Source organism: Shewanella seohaensis, from assembly GCF_023283775.1.
GTDB lineage: Bacteria > Pseudomonadota > Gammaproteobacteria > Enterobacterales > Shewanellaceae > Shewanella > Shewanella seohaensis.
The window spans coordinates 148,115-163,656 of sequence record NZ_JAKILE010000012.1 but is presented as its reverse complement, the minus strand read 5'-3'; the positions used below and the strand labels follow the sequence as shown (position 1 = coordinate 163,656).

13 protein-coding genes and 1 pseudogene are annotated in these 15,542 nt (G+C 46.0%); 6 read left to right on the top strand and 8 right to left on the bottom strand.

What is annotated here, in order from left to right; translation table 11 throughout:
• Nucleotides 1-70 (bottom strand): annotated as a pseudogene (locus L2713_RS14830) (valyl-tRNA synthetase); the annotation flags it as partial.
• Between the two features lie 118 nt (nucleotides 71-188).
• Entirely contained in the window at nucleotides 189-2,636 is a 2,448-nt protein-coding gene (gene fadE / locus L2713_RS14825; RefSeq protein WP_248968403.1) for an acyl-CoA dehydrogenase FadE, read from the bottom strand.
• Nucleotides 2,637-2,879: 243 nt separating this feature from the next.
• On the opposite strand from fadE, the gene L2713_RS14820 reads away from it, so the two are divergent.
• Nucleotides 2,880-3,659: a class II glutamine amidotransferase gene (locus L2713_RS14820; protein ID WP_088211317.1), complete on the top strand. Its 780-nt coding sequence runs from the start codon at nucleotides 2,880-2,882 to the stop codon at nucleotides 3,657-3,659.
• Between the two features lie 165 nt (nucleotides 3,660-3,824).
• On the opposite strand, the gene L2713_RS14815 is transcribed toward L2713_RS14820, so the two are convergent.
• Both L2713_RS14815 and L2713_RS14810 read right to left on the bottom strand, forming a co-directional pair.
• Nucleotides 3,825-4,637, bottom strand: coding sequence for a DUF3108 domain-containing protein (locus L2713_RS14815; protein ID WP_248968402.1), 813 nt, complete (start codon nucleotides 4,635-4,637; stop codon nucleotides 3,825-3,827).
• Between the two features lie 129 nt (nucleotides 4,638-4,766).
• Nucleotides 4,767-5,207, bottom strand: a complete 441-nt coding sequence (locus L2713_RS14810; protein WP_109286028.1) for an MGMT family protein — start codon at nucleotides 5,205-5,207, stop codon at nucleotides 4,767-4,769.
• A 210-nt stretch (nucleotides 5,208-5,417) separates the two neighbouring features.
• Between L2713_RS14810 and def the strand changes: the two genes are divergently transcribed.
• The 5 genes from def to L2713_RS14785 all read left to right on the top strand — a co-directional run bounded on the left by def (nucleotide 5,418) and on the right by L2713_RS14785 (nucleotide 9,919).
• Nucleotides 5,418-5,909: a peptide deformylase gene (gene def / locus L2713_RS14805; RefSeq protein ID WP_011626351.1), complete on the top strand. Its 492-nt coding sequence runs from the start codon at nucleotides 5,418-5,420 to the stop codon at nucleotides 5,907-5,909.
• Between the two features lie 210 nt (nucleotides 5,910-6,119).
• Nucleotides 6,120-6,968 carry a rhombotarget lipoprotein gene (gene rhlP / locus L2713_RS14800; RefSeq protein WP_248968401.1) on the top strand — a complete coding sequence of 283 codons (849 nt, stop codon included), beginning with the start codon at nucleotides 6,120-6,122 and terminating at the stop codon, nucleotides 6,966-6,968.
• 553 nt (nucleotides 6,969-7,521) lie between these two features.
• On the top strand, nucleotides 7,522-8,829 hold the full coding sequence (locus L2713_RS14795; RefSeq protein ID WP_248968400.1) for a coiled-coil domain-containing protein: 1,308 nt from the start codon (nucleotides 7,522-7,524) through the stop codon (nucleotides 8,827-8,829).
• Nucleotides 8,830-8,858: 29 nt separating this feature from the next.
• A complete protein-coding gene (locus L2713_RS14790; protein ID WP_248968399.1) occupies nucleotides 8,859-9,335 on the top strand; it encodes a hypothetical protein in 477 nt (158 codons plus the stop codon).
• 125 nt (nucleotides 9,336-9,460) lie between these two features.
• A complete protein-coding gene (locus tag L2713_RS14785; protein WP_248968398.1) occupies nucleotides 9,461-9,919 on the top strand; it encodes a hypothetical protein in 459 nt (152 codons plus the stop codon).
• A 469-nt stretch (nucleotides 9,920-10,388) separates the two neighbouring features.
• Here L2713_RS14785 and L2713_RS14780 read toward each other — a convergent pair whose 3' ends face one another.
• The 4 genes from L2713_RS14780 to L2713_RS14765 form a co-directional block, all read right to left on the bottom strand.
• A complete protein-coding gene (locus tag L2713_RS14780; protein WP_380823558.1) occupies nucleotides 10,389-10,598 on the bottom strand; it encodes a hypothetical protein in 210 nt (69 codons plus the stop codon).
• 209 nt (nucleotides 10,599-10,807) lie between these two features.
• A complete protein-coding gene (gene gloA2 / locus L2713_RS14775) occupies nucleotides 10,808-11,191 on the bottom strand; it encodes an SMU1112c/YaeR family gloxylase I-like metalloprotein (protein ID WP_248968396.1) in 384 nt (127 codons plus the stop codon).
• Between the two features lie 119 nt (nucleotides 11,192-11,310).
• Nucleotides 11,311-13,440 carry an alpha-amylase family protein gene (locus L2713_RS14770; protein ID WP_248968395.1) on the bottom strand — a complete coding sequence of 710 codons (2,130 nt, stop codon included), beginning with the start codon at nucleotides 13,438-13,440 and terminating at the stop codon, nucleotides 11,311-11,313.
• Between the two features lie 87 nt (nucleotides 13,441-13,527).
• The gene (locus L2713_RS14765; RefSeq protein ID WP_248968394.1) at nucleotides 13,528-15,510 is read right to left on the bottom strand and encodes a glycoside hydrolase family 13 protein; all 1,983 of its coding nucleotides are present in this window, start codon (nucleotides 15,508-15,510) and stop codon (nucleotides 13,528-13,530) included.
• Nucleotides 15,511-15,542: the final 32 nt, after the last annotated feature.

Genomic DNA, 15,542 nt, shown 5'->3' with positions numbered 1-15,542 from the left:
CGCCTAATTTAAAGGCTAAGGTGTAATCTCGTTGTGTGCGCTTACGGCTTGAGTTAATTGATGTTGTCATAAAGAAATCCTCTTTATGTCAACGTATTTCAGGACGAGACAGCGAAAATAAAAAAGGCACTACTATATGTAGTGCCTTTTTGTTTATTAAAATGGGCTTAGCTAGTACAGCTTCGCTATTAAGCGGCGCGTTCCTGTGACGTCGTTGCGACGACTTCAGGGCGCAGCTCTGCTGGGTCAAAGTCATCCACATTGATAGACTTCATACGGCCGATTTCGGCACGTTCCAACAGTTGTACTTCGCTGTCGCTCAATACACCTAAGGCTTTACCTTCAGCGGCAACTTTATCTAACCACATGAAAGGTAAACGCTTGCCACTGGCCTTACAGACTTTGTCGAATAAAGGTTCGGCAGCCAGAATATCCTTCAGCGTTTGCTCTTGGATGCCTACAGCATTGTGCTCAGAGTTAGTCCAGAATTGGCCTTTACCTAAACGATCACGGCTTTCACAAGGGGTTTGCATGATCTTGGCCACTTTATGATCTAACACATCGCTTGGACGTTTCAGTGGACGGCCGAATGGGAACATGATGGCGCGTAATACGCCGCCTAGACCCATAGGGAAGTTATCCAGTAAATCGTCTAATGAAGCCTGTAACTTATACAGAGCATCTTCAACCGCCCATTGTACCAGTGGCAGATCGTCGGTTTGACGACCTTCATCTTGGTAACGTTTTAAGGTCGCAGAAGCAAGGTATAACTGGCTTAACAGATCGCCTAAGCGGGCAGAAATACGCTCTTTACGTTTTAAGTTACCGCCTAAGGTTGCCATGGCTAAGTCTGACAGCAGGGCTAAGTTGGCACTGAAACGGTTCATATGTTGATAATAACGCTTGGTTTTATCTGAGTAAGGCGCGTTAGAGAAACGGCTTGATGTCAGACCTAACCAGAAGCTACGGACAAAGTTACTGGTCGCAAAACCAATGTGACCGAAGATGGCCGCATCGAAGTTGGCTAAGCCTTGGCCAGACTCTGTGTCAAACGCTGACTCCATTTCAGCCAATACATAAGGATGACAACGGATTGCACCTTGACCATAGATGATCATCGAACGTGTCAGGATGTTTGCGCCTTCAACGGTAATCGCAATCGGAGCCGCTTGATAGCCACGACCTAAGTAGTTGTTAGGGCCTAAACACACACCCTTACCACCGTGGATATCCATGGCGTCGATAACGCATTTCTGCATACGATCGGTCAGGTGATATTTCACGATAGCCGAGATAACCGAAGGTTTTTCACCTAAGTCGATACCTGTGGTGGTTAATGAGGTCACTGCGTCCATCAGGTAGGCGTTACCACCGATGCGTGCCATTGGCTCTTCAATCCCTTCTAACTTACCAATCGGCAGTTTGAATTGACGACGAATACGCGCATAGGCACCTGTTGCAAGCGCGGCAGTTTTCACGCCACCGGCAGAGTTTGATGGCAGTGTGATACCACGGCCAACAGACAAACACTCAACCAGCATACGCCAGCCTTGGCCAGCCATTTTCGGACCACCGATGATAAAGCTTAATGGTACGAATACGTCTTTACCGCGAGTAGGGCCGTTTTGGAACATACAGTTCAGCGGGAAGTGACGACGGCCTGTTTCAACGCCTTCAACGTCAGTTGGGATCAGCGCACAGGTAATGCCCAGCTCTTCTTTATCGCCTAACAGGTGATCAGGGTCGCGCAGTTTAAACGCCAGACCTAATACAGTCGCAACTGGCGCTAGGGTGATATAACGCTTGTTCCAGGTTAAGCGCATACCTAAGACTTCTTCGCCTTCCCATTGACCTTTACACACGATACCAAAGTCAGGGATAGAACCCGCGTCGCTACCAGCCTCAGGGCTAGTTAATGCGAAACAAGGGACTTCTAAACCTTTGGCTAAACGTGGCAGGTAATGGTTTTGCTGCTCAGGCGTACCATAGTGTTGTAACAGTTCGCCAGGGCCTAAGGAGTTAGGTACACCTACAGTGGATGCCAGCTCGCTGCTTAAACCCGCAAGCTTTTGCAGCACGCGTGATTGGGCGTAGGCTGAGTACTCTAAACCGCCGTATTTTTTCTTGATGATCATGGCGAAGAAGCCGTGATCTTTCAGGTATTGCCATACTTCAGCAGGCAAATCAGCCAGTTGATGTGATACTTGATGTTGGTTCACCATGCGGCACACTTCTTCAACTGGACCGTCTAAGAAGGCTTGCTCATCGGCACTTAAACGAGCGACAGGGTAATTGTGGAGTTTTTTCCAGTTTGGGTTACCCGCAAACAGATCGGCTTCCCACCAAGTGGTACCAGCTTCAATCGCTTCTTTTTCGGTAGAAGACATTTCGGGCATGATGCCACGGTACATCTTCATCAGTGGGCGACTGATAACATTTTGTCTAAATGCACTGATATTGAGGGGCAGCGCGATCACGAGGAAGATAATCCAAGAGATAGGGCCAACAACATCGAGTGTCCATCCGGCTGTCATCACAACAGCGGCTGCAATAGTGGCAGTGAGCAAAGATACCCGAAGGTAAGCTAGGGCTCCTAGCACTAAGATCATGGCGATGATCCAAAGTAGGGTAGTCACTGTATTTCTCCTTAAGTATGACCGAGTGCCAATCACAGGTCATAACGAGTTTTGTTGATTGCGATCACAATTATAGTTTGTGGTCTGACCTGTGTCGCATAAAAGTTAAACCTAAGGCAGTTTTAATACAAGTATTTTTCAAACAATTGTTTAAATTTTTTGTCACCTTTGATCATTCCACAAATGTCATCAACTAGTTACAATGCAAAACCGTGGATATTTGGATTGAGAAAGGCGAGAAATATGTGTGAGTTACTGGCGATGAGCGCCAATGTGCCGACCGATATTGTGTTTAGTTTTACGGGTTTAGCACAGCGTGGTGGCGTCACTGGGCCCCATGTCGACGGTTGGGGGATCACTTTCTATGAAGGTCGTGGTAGCCGTACGTTTAAAGATGCTTGCCCGAGTAGTGAGTCGCACATTGCAAAATTAATCAAATCCTATCCGATTAAAAGCGAGGTGGTGATAAGCCATATTCGTCAGGCCAATCGCGGCTGTGTTTCCCTTGAAAATACTCATCCTTTTACCCGTGAGTTGTGGGGCCGTTATTGGACCTATGCCCATAATGGTCAGTTAAGCGACTATCAGGCGAAGTTTCAGGTGTCCCGCTATCAGAGTGTTGGCGACACCGATAGCGAGTTGGCTTTTTGCTGGATATTGGAGCAAGTCGCGGCCAAGTTTGGCGACCGTCGCCCAGAGGACATGCAAGCAGTGTTTCGATTTGTGGCTACGCTTGCCGAACAAATCCGCGCCCTTGGGGTGTTTAATATGATCCTCAGCGATGGCGAATACTTGATGAGCTATTGCAGTAATAATCTGTGTTACATCACCCGCAGGGCGCCGTTTGGCAAGGCAAAATTAATTGATACCGATGTCGTGATTGATTTTGATAAAGAAACCACGCCACACGATGTAGTGACTGTCATTGCCACTCGGCCGCTCACCGAAAACGAAGACTGGCAGGTGATGCAGCCTGGCAATTGGAAGTTGTTCCGCTTAGGTGAGCTGCTTATCGATTTGTAATTGAGGTGCTGTCGCAGCCATTCCACTTTGACGGCATTAAATCAGAGACAAAAAGGCCAAACGGAGTCACTCACGTTTGGCCTTTTATGTTTTGTGCGGCGCTGTTACGGCATCTTAGCAACAGCACTCAATCCGTCTTAAACCAGCGATAACTGTATATCAGGCTTAATTCGCGCCTGTGCCGAGGAGTTTAGGTACTTTCTGCTCCGTCGTAACATCTGTTTCAACGGTAGCGGCTTCAACGGCTGCGGGTACGGCTTCAACTGGCACATCGTCGAAATGATAATTCAGCAGTTTGATATCCAACTGTTTACTGCCTTTTTCAAAGTGCGTTAGACGAACGGGGAGGTAGGCTAAATCCGGCGCCATCCAGAAGAAGGTTTGGCGTTTATTATTGTCCCGCACGACCTCAATTTTGACTGTATCGTAACTGCCGCTCTCAATTGTCATCCGTTCCTTACCTATCACATGGAACTTATACTCATCGAGTTCGTTAGATTTAATCATCTTATAATCAAGCACTTCTTTACCAGCGCTGATATCGAGACGAAACTGCAGCTGCACCATTAACGGATCGAAAATATCGCCTTCGAAGGGGAATTTACCTTTTTCATCCTTATAACGGGTGTGGATCATCCCTTGCGCCTTGGCAAAGGCGGTTTGCTCGATAAAATTCGGGCCGACGCCTTGGCGCTCATGCAAATATCGCAGGGGTAATAATTGATTGCCATCCTGAGCAAACTCACTCAGTACATGGCGCACATCGGTCAGCAATAACAGGCTAAGATCGCTGTCGAAGCGATATTTGTAGATCCCATCCTCCATGGCGGGCAGTTGATACTTGGCCTTACCCAACTCAATATCACCATAATTAACTTGATATTCAGCAGTTTGAGGCGTTAAAGGCGTTGGCGCCGCCATCGCAAATACGCTGTGGGTGAGTGCGAGACTCACGAATAACGTTGGAATTGTGCGCAAGTAATGCTCCTTTATATCGCAAACAGATTGCGGCTAACACCGCTTATCCCATTGGCTGAACTGCCAAGCTTAATTGTTTATAGCTGAGGCCATATCGGGTGTAAACAGTTTATAGATCAATATATTAAACTAGAAGGGGATTGACATCACTAAGGTTGCCATATCCGGTTGCCACTCAAACTCAGACAAGTCTACTTTGCCACAGTTCACTGTAACGCCTTCAATACGCAATAATTCCATCTGTTCCTGAAAGGAGACTGAATGCTTTTCGAAGGAAATTTTCCCTTGGCTGTTGAGTACTCTATGCCAAGGAAGTGATAAATGTTCGGGGGCTGATTTGAGCGCCTTTGACACATAGCGGGCACGCCCGGGTAAACCAGCAAAATCGGCCACCTTGCCATAACTGCTGACTTTGCCAGGCGGGATCATCGCGACAATATGCCAAATCTTCGCCATCGGCGAGAGGGTGTTTTGTGTCTCTTGTGTGCTGTTCGTTTCGTCTGGCGTAATGGCCTTATCTTGCTCTAAGTAGCGATAAAGTGGGGATTTATCTTTTGCAAACCGCATGATGATGCCAAATAAAACCATGAATGAGGTGAGCCAGTGTAGCGTTAAATAGCGCCTAAGTGAAACAGCGGACGGCTGATACTGCTGCAATTTAAATCTAAAAAATCGATTGTAATGATTTTTATTAAACTATTTAGTTTTGAATATTGAGAAAACACAGGAATAGTTCATAATAGTGCCAAATTTTTTGACTCACTAAGAGATGAAACAGGCATGGCTGTACTCGATATTCTGACAATTCCCGATGAGCGTCTAAAGCGCAAAGCACAACCCGTAAAAGACATTGAAGCGATTCAGGGATTTATCGATGATTTAATCGAAACCATGTACCACACCGACGATGGTATCGGTCTGGCCTCGACTCAAGTGGGCAGTACAGATGCGGTAATTGTGATCGATTTATCCGAAAATCGCGATCAACCCTTAGTGCTGATTAATCCAGAGATTGTTGAAAAGTCTGGCGAATATGTGGGTGAAGAAGGCTGTCTTTCTATCCCTGGCTATCGCGCCAAAGTGAGCCGTTTCGAAAAGGTCAAAGTCACCGCCTTAGACAGACAGGGCAAAGCGATTGAAATCGAAACCGATGACTTTTTAGCCATTGTTTTGCAACACGAAATCGACCATTTACACGGTAAAGTGTTTATCGAACATTTATCGACGTTAAAGCAGCAAATCGCGTTGAAAAAAGTGCGTAAATACGCCTAAGCAGATGAATTTGCGCGACTGATTGTCGTCATCCTCTAAGTCAAAGCCGCAGTCCGATGCGGCTTTGTTGTTTCTAAGCCTATAAATAGCCAAACAAAAGCGCGATATGTGAAGTTAACGGCTTGTTTTTACAGCAGTGACTCGCTAAGGTAGCGGCAATATGCACGGGTTGCATGGCCTGTGCGCAGTAAGGATACGGTAGGGAAACAGATGAAGACAAAATTCATAGCGCTTGTGGGTGCGCTGGCATCAATTAGCATCTTGCTTGGTGGTTGCAGTGCTTTTTTTAACGGTAACACCACCGAAAAAAACGTGGTTTCCAGCAGTCTGGTTGAATATCTCTATCCAGATGATAAACAACGTGAGGCGCAGCAACCCAGTATTCCTGTATTGCGTCTTCCCATCACGGTTGGCATCGCCTTTTTACCTTCCACCCATTGGCAATCCGAAGCCCTCGATAGCAGCTCGCAAATCGCCTTGCTGGATAAAGTAAAACAATCCTTTGTTAAATATGACTTTATTGACCGTATCGAATTAATCCCCAGCACTTACCTTAAAAATGGCAAAGGTTTTAGCACCTTGCAGCAGGTTGCCCGCTTGCACGATGTCGATGTGATGGCACTGGTGTCTTACGATCAACTGTTACAAAGCAGCGAGAATAAGGCTTCACTGCTGTATTGGACCATAGTCGGCATGTATATGGTGCCCGGCAATGAAAACGCGATCCAAACCTTTGTCGATACTGCCGTTTTTGATATGCGCAGCCAAAAAATGTTGTTTAGGGCGCCAGGCATCAACCAACTTACCGACACGTCAACCGCGGTGAGCGTCACAAACGTGCTACGTGAAAAATCCGCCGAAGGCTTTGAGCTAGCGGTAAACGATATGATCACTAACTTAGACGCCGAATTAGCCCGCTTTAAAACCCGCGTGAAAGAAGAACATATTGCGACCATTGAACATAAACAAGGTTATAGCGGCGGTGGCAGTTTATCCCTATTAATCCTTTCGCTACTGGGCATGTTTGCAATTCGCCGTTTAACTATTTGCCGAGAATAGTTGAGTTGGGGTTATTTAGTGAGATAGGGAAGGTGAGTTAGGAAGATATGCATCCCTTTAAAAGCTTTTGCCTCAAAGCGAGAAAAGTTTGTCGTCAGGTGTGTAGGATTAATTGCCATTGCTTCCCCAGTGGCACGCCGTGAATATGTCCCTATAGGCTCGGCGGCGGCATCCATGCCGCCAACGGTCACTCTTGTAACAATGGCAACCTTTACGACCATTGAACTGTTTATTTGGCTAAAAGCTGGATAGGCATACAGTCATATTTGAAAAATGATAATTTTTATCCTAACTTTGTGCGCGTTTTCACATTTGACTACAAATAAACTTTTTTAAAATCATGCATATATAAACAGCATGGATTAGATAATAGGTTTGGAAAACGCGCATGCGCGTTTTTCCTGATGGTGTATTTGGCAGAAAGTTGATAAGTTCTTTGCATACAGATAGTTAACTGTGCGCGTTTTTACTGGTCCAACGAGATAAACGCGCATGCACACGAATAAAATGTTGTACGGCCAAATTGAACAAGTGCCAATTTTAAGGAATGATGATGAATGAAGAAATAGAGAACCTCTGCGAGTCTTTAGATTCATTGGCCGAAGCAGTGGTAAAGGGGTGGAATGACAAACGAAATTTAAATGAGGTTTTTGGGTGGCATCATCCAGCGATAGACAGGATGGAATTGGCATACATGCCAAAGGCTTTGTCTGAAAAGATTCGAAACGCTAATCTTGAAGTTGATAATGACGAATTTCTTGAGATCGTAGATGGCATTCCCGCTAAATTAGAGCGATTGAAAAGTAGTACTTTACCTCAATTTTTTAGCGGAAACGGTCATCAGGCAATTCCTGCATATATTACGACGCTAAATTGGATATCTAGTGTAATAGAGCCACATTTATCATGGGTGATTTCAAATGATCCTAAAGCTATGCCTCCAGCAATTTCTCGTAGGATTAAAGGGCTTCAAGCAAAAATTGACCAAATCGATATCGATCAAGAAAAGTTACTAAGTCAGATAAAATTAATCAACGAAGCAACAGAAACAGCAGAGTCTCTTCCTTCTGATTTAGAAGATTTAAAAATAGCTCGCAAAAAAGTTGATTCTATTGGTCAGGAGATCACAAAAATATCAGCCAAAGTGTCAACTGCAAAAGAAGAGACCGATAAGTTATTAGCTTCAGTTAGAGAAAACAAAGTTGAAACTGATAAATTAGTAGAAAATTGCGAGGAAGCATACCGAATAACAACAAGCAAAGGCTTGGCTGGGGCTTTTGATCTAAGGGCGAAGCAATTGGCTAAATCTATGTGGGTTTGGGTTTTTGGGTTGCTTTGTGCACTAGGAGCTGCGTGGTATGTCGGCGCTCAGAGAATTGAAATACTTACAGGCTCATTATCCGACCCAGACCCCAAATGGGGGATGGTATTGATGCATTTTCTTCTAGCTATAGTCAGCCTCGGTGCGCCACTTTGGTTTGCCTGGCTTTCAACCAAACAAATCGGTCAGCGATTCAAGCTTGCTGAAGACTATGGTTTCAAAGCCTCAGTCGCAAAAGCATATGAAGGTTATAGAAAAGAAGCAGCTCGCATTGATAAAAAATTAGAAGCGAGGTTATTTGAATCTGCTTTGAGCCGAGTGGAAGAGGCTCCTTTAAGGTTCGTGGATGATTCATCTCATGGAACTCCTTGGCATGAACTGGCCGAATCGAGTGGCTTTAAAGAAGCTTTAAAAAACATACCTGAATTTCGTGACAAAGTTTTTAGTCTTGCTAACAACGCCATCAGTCGTAGTAAGCCCAGTAGTAAAACTAAAGATGGAGACGAAGCCGTACAACAAGTGCAGTCAGCGGACTCGTAAACTCGCCGCTGCTGCAAGCGTTATAAACCATGAGCGAGATGATCGGTAACTGGGAAGATTTACACCAAGATGAGTCAACGAGGTATTTCGACTTCGCTGATGCATACCTAGCTGCAAGTCTTGATGTCTGTGCACGGATGCAAAGCAATACTTCTGAAGATACTTGGCCAAATGCGAGTGTTGCGTTGATGTTGGCTGCTCACTCTGTGGAGCTTTTCCTCAAAGGTGCGTTAATTTCAAGGGGGAGCAAACACTCGCTAAGTCACAAGATTGACGACTTATTTGCTCAATACAGTGCTGTTTTCCCAGAGAATGAATTCAAATTTGATTGTCTTTTTGTGACGGAATATTTGGGTTACTCCGATGACGAAATTAGTAAAGCTAAGGAATTAAAATCACCACAAGCCAGTGTGATATTTCGTTATCCAGTTAATAAGCCAGGTTTAGAGTGGAAAGGGATTTATGGGTTTAACTCGAGCGATTTCACAAAAAACTTGCAGTATTAGGCCAAAGCTATACAAGACTAAGGCAGAGTATTCATGGTTTATAACAAGCGCCTTAAACATCGCGGTCTGCGGCCGCTGGACTCGCAACAAGTTGCTCGCCGTTTAGGCGTGCGTTAGGCCAATACATGAATAGAGCAATTATCTTCGCGGTTCTGCTAATGGCCGCAATTGGTGTCAAGGGAGAAAATGTGAGTATCCAAGATCATCCCAGATATGGAGAAAATCCAATTTATATATTTTTCGAGGCATACATCCAAGATGTCATTGGCTTTCTCCCGAGAGAAAAATCCGAATCCATACAGCGCATGAATATCCAAAAGGTATTTGGCACTCAAGCTTCTGAGTGGCACTCCGTAATAGAAGAGACACTTCATTTATCAAAAACTATCAATGTTGCTATCCTCGATCTGTGGTATCGAAACAGAGAGCATTTTAGAACAGAATCCGGTGAATATGATCCAGTTTGGTTTAGTCAAATCTTTACCGATGAATATATGAAAGACGACAGTCAGGTCGATGTCTGGCCAGAAGGTGCTCTTGAAGCTGCACGGGAACGAATCCAGAATGCTCAGTCTACAAACTAGGCCTAACAAACGGCTGCACCGGACAAATTTCCGCTGTCACCAATTTTGCGCTACGCAGCAAAATTGCCGCCATCAAAAATTTGCTCTGTGAGCCGGGCGTTAACCCATAGATATTTTTATCTGAAGCAGACGCGTTTGAGTTAAGGCTTTGACTCGGAAATTGTCCCAAAGCATGCTGTGTGTTTCTTTAAAACATACAGACTACGCTAATGCTAAACAGGTGAGCCATGGTGATTAGCGATACGACCGTCCGCCCCATGGCCGCTTTTTGGCATCTATGCTATCGCGGTATTTGTGAATCCATTCACATCAGACTGGCTGCCCTACATCCACGGATGGACTCGCTGCGGATCTTCGAGCAAATGCATAGCTTACTCTCGGTAGGAACAGCATGTTTGCCCGTCACTCAAAAATTTTATCTTTTCTTATCTCAACGTATTCCTAGTTTTTAGAGCTTCATATATTAAAATCATACTCTTATAAAATAGGGGAGTGCGATAAGGGCGATGCCGATGGCGATAAGTAGCGCGAAATTGGTGACAAAATAAGGGTAAATCATCAGGGTGAGGCCGACGGCCAGAGGGATGGGGGCGGCTTGGCGTTTGCCGTAGGTGAAAAAGCCAAGACCAAAGAGGCCAAAGACTAAACTCCATAACAATAAAGCTGGATTATCAAACACCTTGAGTTCCTCAATGATTAGCGCTTGGTAAGCGTCGACCTGTGACTGTGTCATATTGGTCAAACGATGGACTAGTGCTGCGCCGCTGAATTGAGTCTACTGCTAAATATCCCTTGGCGTAATTAAGCTTTATTCATCTTATTCGTTGCGTGAATCCACTATTTTAGTGCGCTGTTTTATTTATATTTTTAATACAGTGAGGATTCAGGTTATAGCTCATATAACTCTAGGGGTAAGCCGTCGGGATCGCTAAAGAAGGTGAACTTTTTGCCTGTATATTCGTCGATACGGACGGGTTCGACGGCGACATCATGGGCCGTAAGATGCTCGATCGCCGTTTCAATCGATGCGACGCGAAAGGCGAGATGTCTAAGGCCGCAGGCTTCGGGATAGCTTGGGCGTTTGGGAGGATTGTCGAAGGAAAACAACTCAATTAGACTCATATCCGGCAGTTGTAAATCGAGTTTGTAGGACTGGCGTGCTTCACGATAATGCTCTGCAAGCACGCTAAGGCCAAGAATAGTCACATAAAAGTGTTTGGACTTTTGATAGTCACTGCAAATAATCGCTGCATGGTGAATGCCGAGTAACATGGCTTGCCTCTGTACTGTTTAACTGATGTTTACGCTAGTGTGTTTTAAAAAAGCCAGAGTCACAACTAAGTGTGACTCTGGTGCTAACCTATGATTTTTTATCTTACTTCGCTAGCTGGCTAGTGGACGAGTTCAAATATCGCGGAGGAGAGAGGTGCAAGCTGCAGCTGAACTTGTCCTTCACCTCGCTCGACAATTAACTGCGCCGTATGGTCTTCCAGTAAATCCTTAAGCGGATAGCTTGCATCGGTTAACTGCCATTGCGCAATCAGAGATTGGGGCAGTTTAAGGGAAAATGACTTGGTTTGGGTTTGACTGAAGTTACTGACAATAATCAGCTTTTGGCCTTTGTTATCGGCGGTATGGGCCTCAAAGCGGACAAAGGCAAAGGTTGAGTCATCATAACCCGTTGCACTGCCATTGTTTGTCTTATTGTTAGCCTTATTACTAGCCTTTGCTGCCGATACCGCGCTGCGGTTGGCAGCATCCAGCGAGTCATATTGCCCCAAGAGTGCAGGCGCATTTTTCCCCGTGCTCAGGTTCAATAATTTTTGGTAATAGTTGCGTAGCGCAACTTCTGTGGCGGTTGATTGGCCACCATCAAACTTACCTTGATTCATCCAGCGCTGAAGGGCGGGAACACCCGCATAATCAAAAATACTGGTGCGTGACGCATGGCCAAAGCCTAGGTTTTGCGTCGCCGCTTCTCCCACTTCTTGACCAAAATAAAGCAAGGTGGGTGAGGTACTTAAGGTTGCTGACACCACCATCGCGGGCAGGGCGTAGTGGGGATCGACCGTATCTGTTGAGGTGTTACCAGTTAAGGCGCCTAAAAAGGCGGCATTGGCGATGCGCTGCTCGTCGTGATTTTCTAAAAAATGCAGCATATGCGAGTCGATATCTTGGACTTTGGCCTGATCCGCGGCGATCTGCGCGGTACTTTTTTGTCCTGCCATAATGGCTTTGAGAGTGTCGTAAAGATCGACCTTGTCGTAAAGGTAGTCCATTTTGCCGAGCTGAATATAGTCGCGATAAAGCGCGGGGTTGTAGACCTCCGCTAAGATAAAGGCTTCTGGATGACTATGTTTTATATGACTATTTAAATAGCTCCAAAATTCGACGGGCACCATTTCGGCCATATCGTAACGAAACCCATCGACTCCCATCGTTAACCAATACTGGGCAATTTGATTGAACTTGATCCAAGAGTTAGGTAATTCACGGGTTCGTTGCTGCCAAAAAGCATAGTGCTGCTCGGTGCCGAGTGTGGCATAGCGTGGCGGCAGTGCGGGGAAATCATGGCTGCCATCGGGGCGGACACCGTAGTTGATTTTAACGGTTTCATACCAGTCGTTCATATCCGGCTTGGCAAGGCGTGAGCCGTTTCCCGTCCATTTGGCGGGGATCTCTTCAAATTGACCATCACTTAGGGGATGCGACTCGCCGCCTAAAGGTTTGAGGCTATCAGGCAAATCGGGCACTTGAAAGCCAGAGGACTGCTTTTTATCAGTCACATAGTAAAAGTTATTATGCTTTGCATATTCAAGGGTTTGATTATCATCTTCACCAAAATCGCGTACGCCCTCGGGCTTAGTGATGGAATGGTAATTACGCGCCACATGGTTGGGCACTATATCGATAATCACCTTTAAGCCTTGCTTGTGGGTGCGCTCGATAAGTGCTTGAAACTCCTGTAAACGCTTGGCGGGATCGACAGCTAAATCGGGGTTTACGTTGTAATAATCTTTAACCGCATAGGGCGAACCGGCTCGGCCCTTAACTACATCGGGATCATCATTACTGACGCCAATCGCACTGTAATCGCCAATTAAGGCGTGGTGGGGCACCCCCGTATACCACACATGGGTAACGCCTAAGTCTTTGATACTTTTGAGCGCTGTGTCATCAATATCATTAAATTTACCCACACCGTTTTCGCTAATCGTGCCCCAAGGTTTATTGGTGGTGTTTTTATTGCCATAGAGTCTGGTAAAGACTTGATAAACAATGGGTTTAAACTTATTTGCTTGCTCACTATTGTGATGGGCTGGCAGGATTTCGCCTTCGGCCACATTTGGATTGGCTTCCATGGTTTTAGCCGCCACTGCTTGTAACGCCATTGCTTGAGTGGTGATTGCTGGGGCGGCCATGGTGCAAAAGGTGCTAATGCTGCTGAGGGCTAATAGGGTTAATCCCTGTTGCCAGCGATAAGCGCGACGTTTGCTGCTGTTAGATAATAGAAAATTCAACCTAGATTCCTTTACTGACTTGGCGGCCAAACTGTGGTTTGGCCGCGCTGTTAGCTAAGCATGCTTAGCTGTTTGATTGAGTATGGGTTATTGGTGATTAAGCTCAAGCAACATGACGCCAGTATGGGGCAGAGTAACTGATTGATTAAGCTTGAACTTATCCCCTGTGAAGACTGAGTTTACCGAGCTATTTCCCGCCAATACCTTGTTAAATCGGCTTAAATCCAGCGTTTGTGTTTGGTTATTCTTGTTGTAAATCACCATCACTTTATCCGCATCGGCTTGGTAGCAGGCATTGCCCGCTGTGGGGTGTTTTGCCGCGCATCGAAATTGCACATAAACGCCGTTTTGCGGCACAAAGTGCAGTAAATCGCCTGTTTGCAGCGCGGCTGAATGTTTACGGTAATTGAGTAGGGTGCGTACAAACGCAAGCGCTTGTTGCTGTTTTGCGTTTAGCCCTTTACCGCTAAAACCGCTTACCTTGCTATTGGCAAAGCCACCCGGAAAATCGCTACGCACTACACCGTCGTGGCGGCCTTCGGTTGGGCTGGTCATCAATACTTCTGTGCCGTAAAACAGCTGTGGAATCCGTTTGGCCGTTAACACATAGGTGAGGGCCATTTGGTACAGCGGCAGGTTTTCTTTCAGCAGACTATAAATCCGATTGGTGTCGTGGTTGCCTTCAAAGAGGACTAACTGGCTTGGGTTAGCATACACCACATCATTCGCTAACATCTCGTAAAGCTTGATAAAACCAGTATCCCAGCCTTCGGGCTCGTTTAGGCTTTCAACCAGCTTTTCATAGAGTGGAAAGTCCATCAGGCTAGGTAAATCCGAGCGATAGCCATCGGCATTGATTTTGCCTTTTTGCCAATAGGAGACGGTAATGGGATTGGCGGTCCACTCTTCGCCGACAATATTAAAATGTGGGTATTCGGCCATTAAGGCCTTTGACCATTTGGCTAAAAAGGTTTTATCAGCGTAGGAGTAGGTGTCTTCGCGAATGCCCGAAAGCCCTGCGTATTCCACCCACCAAATGCTGTTTTGAATTAGATAAGTCGCAAGTTTTGGGTTGCGCTGATTGAGATCGGGCATCGAATCGACAAACCAACCGTCGACAAAGTCACTTTTATCCTGTGTGTCGGCGTAGGGATCTTGCACTGTGGTGCGTCTATGACTGGTAAAACTCGGGCTGGTAGAACTGGCGGCTGGAGCCGTTTTGGCATCAGTGATATTGGGCTTTAGTGGGTAGTTGAGCCAGTCACTGCTCGGTAAATCCTTTAACCACCAATGGTTTGAGCCGATATGGTTAAGCACTACGTCTTTAATCACCCCAAGACCATGCTGTTTGGCCTCTGTGACTAACTTTTGGTAATCCTGATTGCTGCCAAAACGCGGGTCAACCCGATACAGATTGGTAATGGCGTAACCATGGTAGGAGTATTGGGCTTGGTTATTTTCAAGCAGTGGGTTGATCCACAGCTGAGTGACACCTATTTTGGCTAAGTAATCTAAGTGCTGGCGTATACCTTCGATATCGCCGCCATGGCGGCCATCGGAATTATCAGGCGCCGCATGCTCGAGCATATCGGCTTGATTGTCATTGTTTGGGTTGCCATTGGCGAATCGGTCTGGGGTGATAAGGTAAATCACATCTTTATTACTAAAGCCTTGGCGTTCGCGGCTGCCATCTGCCCGCGCAGCTAAAGTGTAGGGCAGTTGGAAGAGCTGCTTGTCGCCAGCGAGAATGCGGATATCAAAGGTCTGCGGCTTGGCTTGGCGCAAATCTAAATTGATAAACAAATAATGGGGATTATCCGTCTGCTCTATTCCTTCAAACACCACATCTTGGCCAGTAATCTCAACCTTAAGTTGCGTCGCATCCGCGGGCAGTGCATTGCTGTGGAGCATCAGTTGCAGCTTAGGATTATTCATGCCCGCCCACCAAGAGAGCGGTTCGAGATGAAAAGATGCTGTACTGCTGACGGGGCTATTGTTGGTCTGCGCCGAAATAGATAAGGGAGAAGAGGCGGTTAACACAAGGGCGAAGAGTAGACTGTGACGTATCATACTATGGGCCTTTTATCGGGTAGGTTTTAAGT